This window comes from Longimicrobium sp. (genome assembly GCA_036377595.1).
Taxonomy (GTDB): Bacteria; Gemmatimonadota; Gemmatimonadetes; order Longimicrobiales; family Longimicrobiaceae; genus Longimicrobium.
In genome coordinates this window covers 235,381-251,994 of record DASUYB010000089.1, presented here as the reverse complement: position 1 = coordinate 251,994, position 16,614 = coordinate 235,381, and the positions used below count along the sequence as shown (strand labels likewise).

Annotated in this window: 13 protein-coding genes; 10 read left to right on the top strand and 3 right to left on the bottom strand. The window is 72.3% G+C overall.

Features of this window, described 5'->3' with window-relative positions; genetic code table 11:
• The first annotated feature begins 274 nt into the window (after positions 1–274).
• The 3 genes from VF092_13835 (at position 275) to VF092_13825 (ending at position 4,323) form a co-directional block, all read left to right on the top strand.
• Complete coding sequence (locus VF092_13835; GenBank protein ID HEX6748372.1) at positions 275–871, top strand: hypothetical protein; 597 nt, start codon at positions 275–277, stop codon at positions 869–871.
• A 52-nt stretch (positions 872–923) separates the two neighbouring features.
• Positions 924–2,258, top strand: coding sequence for a tetratricopeptide repeat protein (locus VF092_13830; GenBank protein HEX6748371.1), 1,335 nt, complete (start codon positions 924–926; stop codon positions 2,256–2,258).
• Positions 2,259–2,457: 199 nt separating this feature from the next.
• The gene (locus VF092_13825; GenBank protein HEX6748370.1) at positions 2,458–4,323 is read left to right on the top strand and encodes a POTRA domain-containing protein; all 1,866 of its coding nucleotides are present in this window, start codon (positions 2,458–2,460) and stop codon (positions 4,321–4,323) included.
• Positions 4,324–4,487: 164 nt separating this feature from the next.
• Here the strand turns inward: VF092_13825 and VF092_13820 are convergent, their stop codons facing one another.
• A complete protein-coding gene (locus VF092_13820) occupies positions 4,488–5,981 on the bottom strand; it encodes a hypothetical protein (protein ID HEX6748369.1) in 1,494 nt (497 codons plus the stop codon).
• Positions 5,982–5,993: 12 nt separating this feature from the next.
• Positions 5,994–6,980: a ferritin-like domain-containing protein gene (locus VF092_13815; protein HEX6748368.1), complete on the bottom strand. Its 987-nt coding sequence runs from the start codon at positions 6,978–6,980 to the stop codon at positions 5,994–5,996.
• Between the two features lie 542 nt (positions 6,981–7,522).
• Here VF092_13815 and VF092_13810 point away from each other — a divergent pair.
• The 5 genes from VF092_13810 (at position 7,523) to VF092_13790 (ending at position 14,417) form a co-directional block, all read left to right on the top strand.
• Complete coding sequence (locus VF092_13810) at positions 7,523–8,032, top strand: LEA type 2 family protein (protein HEX6748367.1); 510 nt, start codon at positions 7,523–7,525, stop codon at positions 8,030–8,032.
• Between the two features lie 280 nt (positions 8,033–8,312).
• Positions 8,313–9,794 (top strand): 1-acyl-sn-glycerol-3-phosphate acyltransferase, encoded by a 1,482-nt coding sequence (locus tag VF092_13805; GenBank protein ID HEX6748366.1) that lies wholly within the window; start codon positions 8,313–8,315, stop codon positions 9,792–9,794.
• Positions 9,795–10,115: 321 nt separating this feature from the next.
• Positions 10,116–10,382: a DUF2007 domain-containing protein gene (locus tag VF092_13800; protein ID HEX6748365.1), complete on the top strand. Its 267-nt coding sequence runs from the start codon at positions 10,116–10,118 to the stop codon at positions 10,380–10,382.
• Positions 10,379–11,521 (top strand): PQQ-dependent sugar dehydrogenase, encoded by a 1,143-nt coding sequence (locus tag VF092_13795; protein HEX6748364.1) that lies wholly within the window; start codon positions 10,379–10,381, stop codon positions 11,519–11,521. Before VF092_13800 ends, VF092_13795 begins: the two co-directional genes overlap by 4 nt.
• Before the next feature lie 97 nt (positions 11,522–11,618).
• Positions 11,619–14,417, top strand: coding sequence for a CHAT domain-containing protein (locus VF092_13790; protein HEX6748363.1), 2,799 nt, complete (start codon positions 11,619–11,621; stop codon positions 14,415–14,417).
• A 4-nt stretch (positions 14,418–14,421) separates the two neighbouring features.
• Here VF092_13790 and VF092_13785 read toward each other — a convergent pair whose 3' ends face one another.
• Positions 14,422–14,784 carry a hypothetical protein gene (locus VF092_13785; GenBank protein ID HEX6748362.1) on the bottom strand — a complete coding sequence of 121 codons (363 nt, stop codon included), beginning with the start codon at positions 14,782–14,784 and terminating at the stop codon, positions 14,422–14,424.
• A 168-nt stretch (positions 14,785–14,952) separates the two neighbouring features.
• Here VF092_13785 and VF092_13780 point away from each other — a divergent pair, with 168 nt between their 5' ends.
• Positions 14,953–16,053: an isoaspartyl peptidase/L-asparaginase gene (locus VF092_13780; protein HEX6748361.1), complete on the top strand. Its 1,101-nt coding sequence runs from the start codon at positions 14,953–14,955 to the stop codon at positions 16,051–16,053.
• Between the two features lie 83 nt (positions 16,054–16,136).
• Positions 16,137–16,556, top strand: coding sequence for a VOC family protein (locus tag VF092_13775; GenBank protein ID HEX6748360.1), 420 nt, complete (start codon positions 16,137–16,139; stop codon positions 16,554–16,556).
• Positions 16,557–16,614: the final 58 nt, after the last annotated feature.

Here is a 16,614-nt window from a genome sequence, read left to right as displayed (position 1 = left end):
GCGTCCACGGGGCGATCATGCACGAACGGGCCCGCTCCGAACGGGTGGGAGACCGGTGCCAGGCTCCTCCGGAGGCCCGCACCATCCGGCAGCGACTCCGCACACTTCTGGTGCACTCGTCCGCGCCGGATCTCGGCCGGAACGGGTTGCCATCTGTCGTATAAACCGTTAACTTGTCGGTACTTGCCGACTCTCTGGCGCGACCGCGCCGTCTGGTATGCACCGTGCCGCCCACCCGGGTGCGTGCCTGCCTTCCACCACTCCGGAGGTCTTGATGAGCCTCAGGTTTCGTAACCTGCTTCTCGCTGTTGCGGCTGCGGCGGTCTCGTTCACGGCGGGGTGCTCCGAGGCCGGAACGCCCACGGCGGCTACGCCGGCCCGCTCCGAGCGCGGGGCCACGACGACGTCCACCACCACCGAGCTGGCCTCGTCGACCGAGCTGGACATCATCGCGCGCTTCAAGGTGAAGCCGCAGGTCACGATCGCCTGGGCCAAGGCGTGGATCGGCCCGCAGGGCGGGCGGCTCGACTTCCAGGGCTTCACCATCGTGGTTCCCGCGGGCGCGGTGGACAAGGTGACGATGTTCACCATCCGGCTGCCGGTGGACCCCAACGGCTCGGAGCGCGTGGTGGCCGAGTTCGGGCCGCACAACGTGCCCTTCGCGAGCCCGGTGACCATCGGCTTCCCCTATCGCGGCACCACCATCGAGGGCGACGCGAACGCGCACGTGGTGTGGTGGAACAACGCGTGGGTCGACGTGGGCGGCACGGTGTCGGCCGACGGTTCGCAGATCTTCACGCAGACCCCGCACTTCTCGGAATACGGCACCACCAGCGCGCGCGGCGGCGGCATGAGCGTTTCGGGCGGCTGAGCTTCTGTCGTTCTGTGACCGGTGTGAACCGACCCTCCTGGAAGTGAGAGCAGTGAGCCGCCCTGAAGCGACCATCGAAGAAATCCTGGGACTGCTGCCGGACCTCGAAGAGCTCGAGGTCCTCCGGTTGCGGCTGGTTGCCGCCGCGGTTCGCGACCCGGGGAAGGAATGGGACAGCTCCAGCGCCTACACGACGATCGACAAGCGCATCGTCACCCCGGAGGTGGTGGAGCGCGCGGTCGACGAGGCGGAGCGGGCGCTGCACGAGTTCGTCACCCTCCTGCACGCCGGGCTGCGCCCGCTGCTGCAGAGCTTCTTCGCGGGCGACCACGACCAGGCCGCGCGCCATCTGGTGAGCCTGGGTGAAAGCCTGGAGGCCAGCGGCCGGCTGATGGGCGCCCGCCAGTGCTATCGCGCGGCGCTCACCATCTCGCTTCCCCTGGTCGAGAAGGGCGCGCAGATCCTGGCGCTGCGCCGCATCGGGCGCGTGGCGGTGAGCGTGGGCGACTTCCAGGAGGCGGTGGCCTACTACGAGCGGAGCGCCGATCTGGCGCGCGACTCGGGCGACGTGCACGGCGAGGTCGTGGGACGGATCGGGATCGGCAACGTGCGGATGTGGCAGGGCCGCTGGAACGAGGCCGAGTCGTGCTACCACGAGGCGCTCTCGCTCACCGAGGCCGCGGCCACGGGGCTGACCCTGGAGCGCGGGCAGATCTACAACAACCTGGGGAACCTCACGACGCGGCAGCAGCGGCTGGAGGAGTCCGAGGGGTGGTTCGAGAGCGCCTTCCGCGTGTGGGACTCGCTGGATTCTCCCGTGGACCTGGCGATCTGCCACCACAACCACGCCCACCTGCGCGAGGCGCAGGAGCGCTGGGACGAGGCGCGCCGCGGCTACGAGACCGCGCTGAAGATGTCCATCCCCAAGGTGCTGCGGGCCACCATCGCCACGGACCTGGCCGAGTGGTGGCTGCACGAGGGGCACGTGACGCAGGCCGACGAGTGGGGCCGCCTGGCCGAGGAGCAGGCGATCGCGGCGGGATCGCCCTACACCATCGGCTACATGTACCAAGGGCGCGGCAACATCGCGCGGGTCCTGGGCGACGCGGACGGGTTCACCTTCTTCGAGAAGGCGCTGGAGATCGCCCGCGAGAAGGGCTATCCCTTCCTCGAGGCCGAAACGCTCCTGGACTACGCGGCGCTGCGGGCGCAGAACGATGGCGGCGAAGAGGCCGCGGCCTACCTGGAGCGGGCGCGCGAGATCTTCCGCGAGCTGGGCGCGGCGGGCGAGGTCGAGCGGGTGAACCGCGCGCTGGCCGCGTTGCGCGCGGAGGCGGACGAGCTGGAGCCCGAGGGCGAGGCGCCGCTGGCGGCCGCCGGCGACTAGCGCGCCGGACGGCGAGACGGGATGCGAACGGCGGGGCCGCGGCTTGCGGCCCCGCCGTTTGCGTTCCCCGGCGTGGGGCGCGAAGATTGCTCCCCCGTGCTCCCGGACCCCTGACCGCTCGCTCTCAGACACGCGCAGGAACGACCCGGCCGCCGCACCCTGGGTGCCGCGGGGCCGCTCGTTCCGCCCAAGGCCCAGAGTGCCGCCGACCCGATCGAACCCGCTTCGCGCCGCCCTGGCGGCCGCCGCGCTCGCCGCGTGCGCGCCCGCCGCCGCGCGCGCGCAGGACACCATCCCCGGCGCGAAGCGCGACACCGCGGCGGCGCGCGGCGACACCATCTCCACCCTCCCCCGGCCCGACTCGGCCGCGGTCGCGCGGGGGGACACGGCGCCGGGGTGCCCGCGCATCGGCAACATCTTCGTCGACAACAACTCCGTCTTCCTCGTCGGCGACCCCAACCTGGACCAGCGCTTCACCGACGCGTACCGGCTGGCCAACCGGCTGCACGTGCGCACCCGCGAGTCGGTGATCCGCCGCGAGCTGCTGTTCCACGAGGGCGGGTGCTATCGCCCCGAGCTGCTGGAGGACAGCGAGCGGATCCTGCGCTCGACCGGCTACCTGGCCGACGCCGACGTCTTTTCCGTGCGCCAGCCGGACGGCAGCTACGACGTGATCGTGGAGACGCGCGACGAGTGGTCGACCCGGCTCGAGGCGGCCGCGGGCTCGGGCGAAGTGACGGGGGTGGAGCTGCGCGAGGACAACCTGGCCGGGCGCGGCGCGCGCGTCGCGGCGTTCTGGCGGCAGCAGCAGGGCGAGCGGGTGTTCGGTGGGCGCGCGGGCACGCCGCAGCTTTTCGGCACGCACCTGGACGCCGAGGTGTCGCTGGCGAAGACGCCGATCGGGTTCTCGGGGGGCGAGCGGATCGCGTTTCCCTTCCGCGGCGAGGGGGCGCGGTGGGCGTGGCGGCAGGCCATCTTCCGCGACGAGCGCAACTTCCAGTACTACGTGCAGGGCAGCGACGGGCTCGACAAGCGGCTGTTCCCGGTCGAGCGCACGGGATGGGACGTGGGCGTGGTGCGGCGGTTCGGACGGCGCGGCAACCTGACGCTCTTCGGTCTCGCGCTGGCGGGGGAGCGGCGGACTTTTCCGCAGGACACCTTCAGCACGGTGGAGGAGGGGATCCCCGTCTCCCTCCTTCCCGGCGGCGGGGTGGTGCCGGGGCTGGAGCCGGTGTCGGCCACGCGGCTGGTGCTGCTGGCCGGCCAGCGGCGGGTGACGTTCGACCGGCGGCGCGGGCTCGACGCGGTGCACGGCGCGGAGGACGTGCAGCTGGGCGCCGACCTGGAGGCGGCGGTGGGGCGCAGCATCGAGGCGCTGTCGGACGGCGACGACCTGTCGTTCGACTTCGGGCTGAACGCCGCGCGCGACCTGCCCGGCGGCATCCTGGCGGGCACGCGCCTGCTGCTGGAGGCCAAGCGCGACTTCGAGGGGTCCGGCGGCGCCGTCTGGCGCGACATCTTCGGGGAGGGCGATGTGTGGGCGTACTGGCGCCCCGCGGGCGACAGCAAGCACACGTTCGTGGCCGCGGCGCACGCGGCGGGGGGATGGCACGCGATGGTGCCCTTCCAGCTGACGCTGGGGCACCGCGCGGGGCTGCGCGGCTATCCGCGGCAGGTGTACGCCGGGCAGCGGCGCGTGGTGGCTACGCTGGAGCACCGCGCGTTCCTGGCGTGGCCGTTCCCGCGGCTGTTCGACCTGGGCTCGGCGGTGTTCGTGGACGCGGGAAAGTCGTGGGCCGGCGGCGACCCGTTCGGCCGCGACTCGCCGATCCTGGTGGCCGCGGGCGCGGGGCTGCGGATCGCCTTCCCGCCGGGGTCGCGGCGTACGTACCGGCTGGACTTCGCGTTCCCGGTGGCGCCGGACTTCAAGCCGCGTTCGATCCAGATCTCCATCGGCACCGGCCAGGCGGTGGGCCGCACCGCGGTGGAGGACGATCCGCAGATCGGCCGCAGCTCGCGCCGCCCGATCGGCGTGTCGTTGTTCGACTATCCGACGGACCGGTAAGCGCTCCTGGTGCCACCGAATCCGGAAAAGATTTGCCTCACGCAGAGCAGCAGAGGCAGCGGAGAACTCACCTCTGCTGCCTCTGCTGCTCTGCGTGAGACCTGCTGTTTGGGTTAAAACAGGGAGGACACGGGGATCGAGATCTCCGTGTCCTCTCCTCCGTCTTACATCAGCGGCGGAGACTGGGTGCCGCTGCCGCCCAGGTCGTCACTCCGCGGCCGAGGATCGCCGGCGCGAGGTTCGAGATCGACCTCCACGTCGAGCTCCCGCTGCGTGCCCGCATCGGCGGCCGTGTAGCCCGAGGTCGTGGTGCCGCGCGACTCGAGCTCGACCTCCACCTCCATCTCGCCGGTCGAACGCGGAGTCGAAGTGTAGGCGGTGCGCGGCTGCGCGGACGGGCGGTAGCCGGTGCGGTCCTCCAGCTCGACCTCGACGTCCATCTCGTCCGAGCGGCGGTTGTGGAGGAGGCGGGCGACCAGGCCGCTGATCGCGACCGCCGCGCCCACGGCCACGGCGCCGGCCAGCGGGCTCATCTCCGGCGCGCGCAGGCTCCGGCGGCGGGGACGGCGCGGCACGTAGCCGGCCTGGTCCAGCTCGACCTCCACCTCCAGCGGCTCGCCGTACTGCGGCGGGCGAAGCGTGCCCTCGTAGTGCCGCTCGCGCTCGCGCTCCATCCGCGTGCGCCCCGTCGGCTGGTAGGGCTCCGTCTCCGTCGCGGCCAGCGCCTCGCGCACGTCCGCGGTGCCGCGGGCGGTGTAGCGGTGCGCGCGGTCGTCCACCACACTGGCGGGGGGACGGGGCTCCAGGTCGATCTCCACGTCCAGCTCGTCGGAGCCGCGGTTGTCGATGAGCTTCTTCGCCAGCCCACCCACGATCCCCGCCACGCCGGCGGCGATCACCCCGGCCAGCGGCTTGCCGAGGCTGAAGCCGCCCTCGTCCTCGGCCTCCATCCCCAGCGCCTCGAAGTCCTGGAAGTCGTCGCCCTGGTCGCTGAAGTTCCAGTCCTCGTCCCACTCGTCCTCGATCTCCACCTCGCCGATGGACTCGGGGGCGCCGATCTCCGCGTTCGCCAGCGCGTCGAGGTCGTCGTCGCGGCCGTAGACGACGGCGCGCAGGTCGCGGATCTCCTCTTCCTGCCGCGCCACCACCTGCATCAGCTCGCGCGTGCGCAGCTCCCAGTCGCCCGCGCCGAGGCCGTTCCCGGCGGTGTTCCCCGACGAGCCCGCCTCTTCCACCCCGATCCCCTCCAGCAGCGTGCGGGGGATCTTCACGTACTCGCGGTCGCCGTCGTCGTCGCTCCGGCTGCCGCCGCCGGTGAGGAAGCCGAGCGCCAGCCCGGTGCCGAACACGCCCGCGGCGAAGGCCCACGGCCGCTGGCGCACCGGGGCGGCGAAGTCGAGCCGGTCCTGGATCTCGCCCTTCTTGCGCAGCAGCGCGCCCTCGATCTCGTCGATGGTGCTGGACATGCGCTGGCGGGTGCGCTCGATCTCGCCGCGCACCACGTCGGGGTCGTCGCTGGTCGAGCTGGCGCCGATGGTCCCCGGCGCCGCGGCGTGCGTGTGCTCGGGGATCAGGTGCTCGGGGTCGGTCTCGGGGGTGCGGTTCATCCCCGGTCCGCCCGGAAGCGTCCGGTCGTCGTCGTGTCGGTAGTCAGCCATTGCGGTTTCTCCCTAGCGAAGCAGCCGGCCGATGACGAACCCCGCGACGCCGGCCAGCAGCAGCGTCTGGAGCGGCTTCTCGCGCACCCGTCCCTCGAACCCGTCGGCGGCCGACTGGACGCCGCTGCGCGCCGTGTCCACATAGCCGCGGGCGCCCGCCAGCGGCCCCTCGTCGGTGTCGAGCAGCCCCGCGATGCGGTTGCGCACCGCGTCGGCGCCGCCCGTCACTCGCTCGCGCACCGAGCCGGCCAGCCCGCTCACCCGGTCGGCCACGCTCCCCGCCGCGCCGCTCACCGTGTCGCCCACGGACGAGGCCGCGCCGCTCACCGTCTCGCTGACCGCCGAGGCCGCGCCGCCGACCGTGCCGCCCACCGCGCCGGCCAGGCCGCTCACCTTCTCGCCCACGGCCGAGGCGGCGCCGGCGACGGCGTCCTTCGCCGTCTCCACCACGCCGTGGCCCACGTTGGCGGCCTCGCGCGCGGCGTTCATGGAGTGCACGCCCTCGACCTCGCCCTGGCCCACGCCCATGCGCTGCAGCACGCCGGCCACCCAGGCGTAGTGGCGCTCCTCGTCGAGCGCGGCGCCGTCGATGATGCGCTTGACGTCGGGGGGCCAGAGCATGGCCTTGCTGGCGTAGCTGTCGTACTTGGTGCGCACCTGCAGCTCGTTGGTGCGGAAGGCCATCAGCAGCCCCTTGTCGCCGGCCAGCCCGCCCAGCCCCTGCAGGGCGGTCTTGAAGGGGCCGGTGGCATGGGGATGGTTGACGGGAGTGCCGCCCAGCCGCGACACGAGCTCGTTCAGCTCGCGGATGTGGCGCTCGTGGTCGCGGCGGAAGCCGGCGATCATGTCGGCGTGGTCGCGGTCCTCGAGCTTGGCGATGGCCACGTCGTACGCGGCCACGGCGTCGTGGTCGAGCTGGAGCAGGTCGTTCAGCCCGTCCAGCACCTCCTGGAGCGCCGGCGCGTGCGTCCCTCCCATGCCGGTCAGTTGCGTGTCCACCGGTTTCCTCCTTTGCGCAGCAGGCGGTTCAGTGCCTTCCCCGGCCATGTCCCAGTCCGTTCCGCCGTCCTCTCCGCCGGGCGCGCGCATGTCGCCGGGTGGGGACGGGAGCCGACGCGGGGATGCACCAATCATTCCACCCGGCACCCCGCGCCGCCGCGGGAGAATCGGGTGTGCGCGGGATGGTGGCACGGCTGTGGCAAGGGAGACGGCACACACGGCTGAAGCGTGGATGCGGATGCGGCGCATGGGGTTGTGCGAGACGGCAATCCCCCCGGCGCGGGGCGGAGTGCCTCCCGGGGGCAGCCTGCCTCCCCCCCCACCCCCGGCCCCTCCCCCACGCGGGGGGAGGGATGGGGGAGGGGAGACCTCGGCGCGGACGCAGGCGTCGGCGCTGAGTGCTCCCCCGCCCCTGCGAAGCGGGGGAGGGGGTCGTCCGCGGCCGCGGGGATGCCGGCTGGTTGGAGCGATGATCGGTCGAAGTCCCTGGAGATGAAGTTCCTGGAGATTCGACCTCCACAAAGGGAGACGAGGAGATGGCGATGAAGAGTCTGAGGCGCGCGGGCGTGATGCTGATGGCGCTGCCGCTGCTGTCCGGGTGCGCCACGCTGGCGCAGCTGGGGATCCAGGCGCCGCAGTTCACGGTGGACAACTCGCAGCAGCCGCAGCTGCGGCTGGTCGGCCCGAGCTTCCAGAATCCGCGCGGGGGCGCCGCGCTGCGGCTGTACGCGCGGGTGCGCAATCCCAATCCCATCGGGCTGACGCTGGCGCGGCTGGCGGGCGGGCTGCAGCTGGAGGGGCGCAACGCCGCGCAGGTCGACTTCCCGCTCGGCGTTCCGCTGCAGGCCAACGGCGACGTGCTGGTGCCGCTGGACATCATCGTGAACTTCAACGACATCCCCGGCCTTGCCGACGTGCTGCTGCGCGCGGCGACGGGGCAGTCCATCCGCTACGCGCTGAACGGCACCGTCGGCGTCGACGCGGGCGTGCTCGGCCAGCCCACGTTCGGCCCGATGAACCTGCTTGCCGGCAACGTGCGGGTGACGAGATAGGATTTAGGGACAGGGGACAGGGGAACGGCGGCGCCTTGTGATCGGGCGCCGCCGTTTTCGTTGGATCTACTCTCGCGGCGATTTATCCTGTGATTGATCGCCATCCAGCAGTTGGGATATCCATTCGGGCAATCCGCCCTCCATCTCCGGTGGGTTAGAAACCCACCGCTCGAAAGGCGAGAAGTCCGCCTTCGCGGACTGCGCCGGCGCGGAATCTCATTCGGCGCGGATGGCTGGTTTCGCGCTGAGTTTCCCGCTGTCCCCTGTCCCCTGTTTCCTGATGTCCAGCACGGTCACCCTCCCCGCGTGGCTCTTCGTACTGATCGCGATCCTCGCGGCGTGGGCGGCGCTGGACCGGCTGATGGTGCCCAGCGTGCGGTGGTTCCTGCGCCAGCGCACCAACCGCGTGATCGAGGAGATCAACACGCGGCTTCCCATCGAGATCCCCCACTTCAACCTCACCAAGCGCCAGGTCCTGATCGACCGGCTGATGTACGACCCGCGCGTGCTCGAAGCCGCCGAGGCCTTCGCGCGCGAACGCGGGATGCCGCGCGAGGTGGCCATGGAGCGCGTGGGCCGCTACGCCCGCGAGATCGTGCCCGCGTTCAATGCGTACCTGTACTTCCGCATCGGCTACTGGGCGGCGCGGCGGCTGGCGCGCTTCCTCTACCGCGTCCGTCTCGGCTACAGCGACGAGGCCGGGCTGGCGGGGATCGCGAAGGGAAGCACGGTCGTCTTCGTGATGAACCACCGCAGCAACATGGACTACGTGCTGGTCGGCTACCTGGCCAGCAAGCGCGCGGCCCTCAGCTACGCGGTGGGCGAGTGGGCGCGCGTCTGGCCGCTGCAGGCGCTGATCCGCTCGATGGGCGCCTACTTCGTGCGCCGCAACAGCGGCGACGAGCTGTACCGCCGCGTGCTGGAGCGCTACGTGTGGATGGCCACCAGCGCCGGTGTGACCCAGGCCGTGTACCCCGAGGGCGGCCTCAGCCGCGACGGCCGCCTCCGCCGGCCCAAGCTGGGGCTGCTGGACTACATCCTCCGTGCGTTCGACCCCCACGGCGAGCGCGACCTGGTGTTCATCCCCGTCGGCATCAACTACGACCGCACGCTGGAAGACCGCACGCTGCTGCTGGACCTGCAGCCCGAGCGGCCGAAGGCGGGGCGCATGGCCGCGGCGGTGAACTCGCTCCGCTTCGTGGGGCGCAACCTGTGGCTGATGGCGCGCGGGCACTGGCACCGCTTCGGCTACGCCTGCGCCAACTTCGGCACACCCGTGTCCATGCGCGCGTACTGCGCGGAGCGGGGGCTTGACTTCAGGACGATGGGGAAGGACGAGCGCCACGCCGCCGTCGAGGCGCTCGGCGCCGAGCTGATGCGCGAGGTCGGCGACGTCGTTCCCGTGGTCCCCGTCTCGCTCGTGGCCACGGTGTTCGTGCGCGACCCGGCCACGGCGATCAGCGAGCTGGAGCTGAAGGCGCGCGTCCGCGACCTGATCCGCGAGCTGGAGGCGGCCGGCGCGCGCATCTACATCCCCCGCAGCGACATGGACTACGCGGTGACGGTGGGCCTGCGCATGCTCACCCTGCGCCACCTCGCGCGCGAGAGCGACGGCCTGTTCGCCGCCGAGCCGCGGGAGATGCAGGCGCTGGCCTACTACGCCAACTCCATCGCCCACCTGCTCCCGCCGCGCCCGGCCGCCGTCGCGCTGCCCGATACGGTGATTGACACCATGGCCCCTGCGCGAGCCTCGCCCGGATAGGGCCCTCACCCGAAAAATGGAGATGGGCGAGACAAAAACAGCCGTCTCGCCCATCTCCATTTTTCGACCTCTCCCAAAACAGCCTGGGAGAGGTGAACGGCAACTGCAACCGCGAACCGGAAGCCGATCCCGCGATCAGGTCTCCCCTCCCCCATCCTCCCCCCTCGTGGGGGAGGGGCCGGGGGTGGGGGGGAACCGCGGCGGCGTTCCGTCACGTCCGCATCGCAGCCCGATCCCTGCACCCCGCCATTTGTCCCCGCACGCGCGGCGGATTACCATTGATCCCGGGAACACCGGCTGACGCGGAGAGTCCAAGAGAGCATGCCAGATCCAACCGCACCCTGGGTGATCGTCGCGGAGTACGGCGCCGTGCTCGAGGCCGACTTCGCCGCGGCCACGCTCGAGGAGGCCGGCATCCCCGCGCGCGTGACCGGCGCGCACCTGGGGATCTTCGGCGCCGGGTACCAGGGCCCCTCCATGTTCGGCGCGCGGGTGATGGTTCCCTGGCACCGCGAGGACGACGCCCGGATGATCCTGGAAGGGCTCGATCCCGGCACGGACGACGACGTCCACGAGGAGTCCGCATGATCAGCCGCTTCGCCGTCCTCCTCCTCATCGCCGCGTGCGGGCGCGGCGGCCCGTCGGACACCAATCCGCCGCCGCTTCCCGCCGACGGCCTCCGCCTGGTGGAGGTGGCCGGCGGGCTCGACCATCCGCTCTTCCTCACCTCCCCGCCGTCGGACCCGCGCCTGTTCGTGGTCGAGCAGACGGGGAAGATCCGCATCATTCAGAACGGCAGCCTCCGGGCCGCGCCCTTCCTCGACGTCACCTCGCTGATCACCTCGGGCGGCGAGCGCGGGCTGCTGTCGATGGCCTTCCATCCGCACTACGCCACCAACGGCTTCTTCTACGTCTACTACACCGACCGCAACGGCGACACGCGCGTGGTCCGCTACCACGTGAGCGGCGACCCCAACGTCGCGGACCCGCAGAGCGCGATGGTCGTGCTCGGCGTCGCCCAGCCGTTCGCCAACCACAACGGCGGGCTGCTGCTCTTCGGCCCCGACGGGAAGCTGTACGTGGGGCTGGGCGACGGTGGCGGCGGCGGCGACCCGCAGGGGAACGGGCAGAACCTGGCGGCGCTGCTGGGAAAGATCCTGCGCATCGACGTCGATGGCGCGCAGCCGTACGCCATCCCCGCCGACAACCCGTTCGCGGGGCAGGCGGGGCGTCGGGGGGAGATCTGGATCTACGGCGTGCGCAACCCGTGGCGCTTCTCGTTCGACGCCTCGTCCAGCCTGCTGTACGTGGCCGACGTGGGGCAGAACGCGTGGGAGGAGGTGAACGTCGTCTCCGCGCGCACGGGCGGGCTGAACTTCGGGTGGAACCTGATGGAGGGGATGCACTGCTACAACGCGGGCAGCTGCAGCCAGCAGGGGCTCACCCTTCCCGTGGCCGAGTACGGGCACGGCGACGGGTGCTCCATCACCGGCGGCTACGTCTACCGCGGCAGCGCCATCCCCGCCGTCCGCGGGCATTACTTCTACTCGGACTACTGCAACGGCTGGCTGCGCAGCTTCCGCTGGGACGGCGCGCAGGCCGCCGATCCCCGCCAGTGGGACGTCGGCAGCATCGGCAACGTGACCTCGTTCGGCGAGGACATGAGCCACGAGCTGTACATCACCACCGCGGGCGGCCGCGTCCTCCGCATCGCGCCCGCGTCGTGATCCCGTCGCCGCGGCCGGGCGCATGGCCCCGCCGCGGACTCCATCCTCATGGCAGGGCACAATGTACCTCGTTCATTCCATCCCCTCCCGCACCCGCATGGCCGAGCCGGGCCGCTTCGGCCGCGCGTCGGCGGTGCTGGCCGCCACCCGCATCGGCCGCTACGGCGAGCTGGAGCTGCTGGGCGAGGAGCGCGCCTGGCGGCTGTCGTCGGCCATCACCGGGCCGGTCCTCCGCCCCGACTACGTCCGCAAGCTCCGCGACATCATCGGCGGCTCGCTGGGGGTGATCGTCCCCTATCGCCACGAGGTGCTGCGGATGCGCGACGTGAGGGCGTACGCGCGCGGAACGGTGCCGGTGCTGCACACGGTGACCTCGGCCCCGCTGGCCGAAGCCGACCCGGAGCACGTGGCGGAGATGCTGAGGGACCTCGGCACCGGGCTGCTGGTGCTGGAGGGCGCCCCCGCGAAGATGGACGGGTTCGCCCGCGAGGTGGTGCGCGCGGGCGGCCCGGCCACGCTGCGGGTGCGGATTCCCGACGCGCCGCTCTCGTCGAAGCGCTACTTCCGCAAGCTCTACGAGTCGCTCGCGGAGGGGACGTCGCTGGAGGAGGCCGCGCGCCCGTTCCGCTTCGACGACGAGCGCGGGCTGGAGGCGGAGCTCTTCCTGGGCGACGAGGTCCCCGAGATCCCCGTCTTCCCCGCCGGCCACCGTCCGGAGATCGTCGTCGCGCACCCCGTCCAGGGCTCGGCCGGAAAGCCCCGGGTGGGCGCGCGCGAGCAGGCGTTCGCCGGGGAGCCGGACGAGGTCGAGGAGAAGGCGGAGTCCGCCAGGGAGTCCCGGGGCACGGAGGAGGTCGATGGCGAAGAGACCAAGTCCGCCGTGGAGCCGGAGGGAGACGACGGTGGTGGCGCCGAGTCGCTGCAGCCGGACGAGAAGGAAGAGGTCCCCCGGCCGAACGGCGGGAAGAAGCGGCGGCCGCCGGTGGAGAAAGAGGAGGGAGATGGGGGAGGTCCGGCGCCGCGGGTGCTGAACGCCAACTTCGCCGAGCCCGGCGCCGCGGACGTGCTGCCGCCGCGCGCCGCGCTGGGCGCCGGGCGCGAGTACGAGCTGCGCGTGGACGTCGGGCCGCCGTGGGACCCGGAGAAGACGCTGGTGAAGGGGAAGAAGACCTTCCCCGAGCGGCACCTGCCGCCCACCGACGAAGGGTGGCCGATCCAGGTGGTGCTGATCAGCGAGCACTTCACCCCGGGCACCGTCACCGGCGAGATCTTCCTCCCCGCGCGTGCCGGCCGGAGCTTCCCGGTGGTCGACGGCGTACGGGCCGGGCGGCCGGGACCGCTGGCGCTGCGCGTCACCGCCCCCGCCAGCGTCGATGAAGGCTCCGGGGAGGCGCTGGGGCGGCTCTGCATGTACTTCGGCAGCAACCTGGTGCAGTCCGCCATCGTCCGGGTCGGTGTGCGGGCGGCGCCGGGCGAGACGCTGGAGCGCGACAACCGCATAGAGGTCGACTACGTGCTCTCCGCCGACCTCGACCTGGACGCCTTCGCCACCCGCACGCTGCTCGTGGACGGGCGCGAGGAGGCGGTGCCGGTGTCGCTCTCCCTCGCGCTGAACGGCGACGGCGCGGGCGGGCACCGCATCATCCTGAAGGACGCCCCCGACGCCGTCCCCGCCTGGCTGCCGTTCGACCCCGGGGAGGCCAGGACCGTGCTGGACGGGGTGCGCGCCCGGCTGATGGAGGTGTTCTTCCGCCGCGACCCCGGCAGCTACAGGGTGGACGAAGCGGTCCCGGGGCTGGACGCGCGCAACGGCAAGGACCGCGACCAGTTCCAGATGGACCTGTTCCGCCTGGCCAGCGAGGGGAGCCGCCTGTACGAGATGGTGGCCACCAACCTCCGGCCGAAGGGGATGGACGCGCGGACGTGGGAGTGGAAGTTCCGCCGCGCGGCGGGCGCGGGCGTGGTGCAGGTGGCGCGCACGGGGGCGGCCAACTGGGTCCTTCCCTGGGCGGTGATGTACGAGTACCCGCTGGTGGAGGCCGACCCCGCGAAGGTGCGCTGGTGCGACGTGCTGGCCGAATGGGGCGAGGACGGCGTCCGCACCGGGCCGCTGCGCACCGCCTGCCCGCACGCGGGCGAGGCGTGGCACCAGATGGACGTGATCTGCCCCTACGGGTTCTGGGGATTGGCCCACCGCGTGGAGCAGCCGCTGGGGGCGCTGCTGGCCGACGACGACCGCGACCCGCCCGGCACCACCGACAAGGTGAAGTGCGGGGCGGAGATCGACCTGGTGGCGGCGGTCACCGAGGAGCTGGACGACGACTCGCTGAAGGCGGCCGAGGCCCACCTGAACCGGCTCTCCGGCCTGGCGAAGGTGCGCTACGCGCCGCCGCCGGCCGACGACTGGCCGGGGGTGCAGAAGATCCTGGCGCAGCCCGAGGTCGTCTACTTCCTCTGCCACGGCCGGTACGACGAGGCCACCGCCGACGGCTACCTGGGGATCGGCCGCGGCGACGCGGACCCCAACCGCCGCGTGTACGCCAACAAGCTCTCGGGGTGGCTGCGCACGCAGCCGCCGGACGTCTGGCTCGACCGGCGGCCGCTGGTGGTGGTCAACGGCTGCCACACCTTCGAGCTGGAGCCCGGACGGCTGCTGAACTTCGTCTCCACCTTCGGCTTCGCGGGCGCCGCCGGCGTGATCGGCACCGAGATCAGCGTGCAGCTTCCCGTGGCCATCGAAGCCGCCGACCTGTTGCTGGGCGCCCTGGTGCGCGGCGCCGCGGCCGACGACGCGCTGCGCGAGATGCGCTGGGCGCTGGCCGACAAGGGAAACCTGCTGGGGCTGGCCTACACGATGTACGCGCTGGCCGGGCTCAAGCTGCTGGTCGACGCCTAGCCGCTCAGGCGTGCGGCCCGCCGGGCACGCCGGGCTTGGGGCCGAGGCCGGGCTGCGGTCCCACGCCGCCGCCGCCGCCCGCGCCGGGCTTCGGCCCACCCATCCACGCCGGCGCGTGGGGGTCGCGCGCGGTGCGGAAGTAGAGGAAGAAGCCCAGGAACAGGCCGATGCAGTAGCCGTTGAACGCCCCGTCGGCCAGCGGGAACAGGCCGGTGATCGCCGCGCCGCCGATCGCGCCGATCACCGTGGCGATGTCGGAGAGCCCGGTGACCGTGGCGTGGCGCAGCGTGCGGTACGTCACCCATCCTACCACCACGCCGAAGAGCAGCGCGGCGATGAAGGTGAGCCATTCGTTGTCGGGATGCATTGTCGTTTCCGATCCGGTGGGTGTGGTGGGTTGGCCCTCGGCGGTTCCGCGCCCCATAATCCGGGGGGCACGGCGCGCGCGGTCAAGGATGTTGATGGACATGCGGCACGCGCTTCGCGGCGCCCCCACGGTCATCTTCCCAACGGAACACTCGAACCTGCGACCGGCATGAGCACGCATCCGTCCCTCCGCATCCCCGCGGTCCTCCTCGCCCTGGCCCTGGCCGCGGCGGCGTGCGCGCCCCCCGCGCCGGCGCCGGCATCCACCCCCGCGGCGCTCCCCGCCGGCTCCGGCTCCGTGCAGCAGCCCGCGCGCTGGGGGATGGTGATCCACGGCGGCGCCGGCACCATCTCGCGCCAGCAGATGACGCCCGAGCGCGAGGCCGCCTACCGCGCGGGCCTGGAACGCGCGCTCCGCGCCGGCTACGCGGTGCTGCAGCGCGGCGGGCCCAGCCTCGACGCCGTGCAGGCCGCCATCAACGTGATGGAGGACGACTCGCTCTTCAACGCGGGGAAGGGCGCGGTGCTGAACGCCGAGGGGAACGCCGAGCTCGATGCGGCGATCATGAACGGCGCCACGCTGGCGGCGGGCTCCGTGGCGGGGATCCACCGCACGAAGAACCCGATCAACCTCGCGCGCGCGGTGATGGAGAAGAGCCCGCACGTGATGATGGTGGGCGACGGCGCCGAGCTCTTCGGCCGGCAGCAGGGGATCGAGCAGGTGGACCCGGGCTACTTCATCACCGAGCCGCGCCGCCGGTCGTGGGAGCGCCAGCGCGCCGCCGACAGCGCCCGCGCGCGGGGGACGGGGACGGCGATGGCCGAGCCCGCGTGGTCGGTGCCAGACGAGCGGAAGTTCGGCACAGTGGGCGCGGTGGCGCTCGACCAGGCGGGGAACCTCGCCGCGGGGACGTCGACCGGCGGCACGCAGATGAAGCGCTACGGCCGCGTGGGCGACGCGCCCATCATCGGCGCGGGGACGTACGCCAACAACCGCTCCTGCGCCGTCTCGGCCACGGGCACGGGCGAGTACTTCATCCGCAACACCGTGGCGCACTCGATCTGCGCGCTGGTGGAGTACGCGCGCCTGCCGCTGGCGCAGGCCGCCGACAGCATCGTCATGCGCCAGCTGGTGGCGCAGAACGGCGACGGCGGGGTGATCGCGATGGACCGGCAGGGGAACTGGGCGTGGCCCTTCAACACCAGCGGCATGTACCGCGGCCACATCGACGCCGCCGGCCGTGTCGAGATCCAGATCTTCAAGCAGTAGGGGAAAGATGATCGGCCGCCACGCAACCTCCGGCGGCCGATCGACTTTCGCACCTTCGCACTCTCGCACCTTCGCACTGGCCAATGCGCGCCCGCGAGATCCTGGAGACCTGCCTCTACGCCGAGGACCTGGACGCGGCCGAGCGCTTCTACACGGAGGTGCTGGGGCTGGAGCGGATCGCGCGGGTGGAGGGGCGGCACGTGTTCTTCCGCTGCGGCGGGCGCGTGTTCCTGGTCTTCGACCCGCGCGAGACGGCGGCGGGGGGATTCATCCCTGGCCACGGCGCGGCGGGCGCGGGGCACGCCTGCTTCGCCGCGGCAGCGGGCGAGCTGGAGGGGTGGCGGGCGCACCTGCGCGCGCGGGGCGTGGAGATCGAGCAGGAGAAGGAGTGGCCGGGCGGGGGGAGATCGATCTACTTCCGCGACCCGGCCGGCAACAGCATCGAGCTCGGCACCCCCTCCATCTGGCACCTCACTGACGCGGAGACGTTCGGCGACGGGTGAGGAGGATGTGTTCCAGACGGCGGCGCCCCGCGGGACCTGAGTCCCGCGGGGCGTTTTC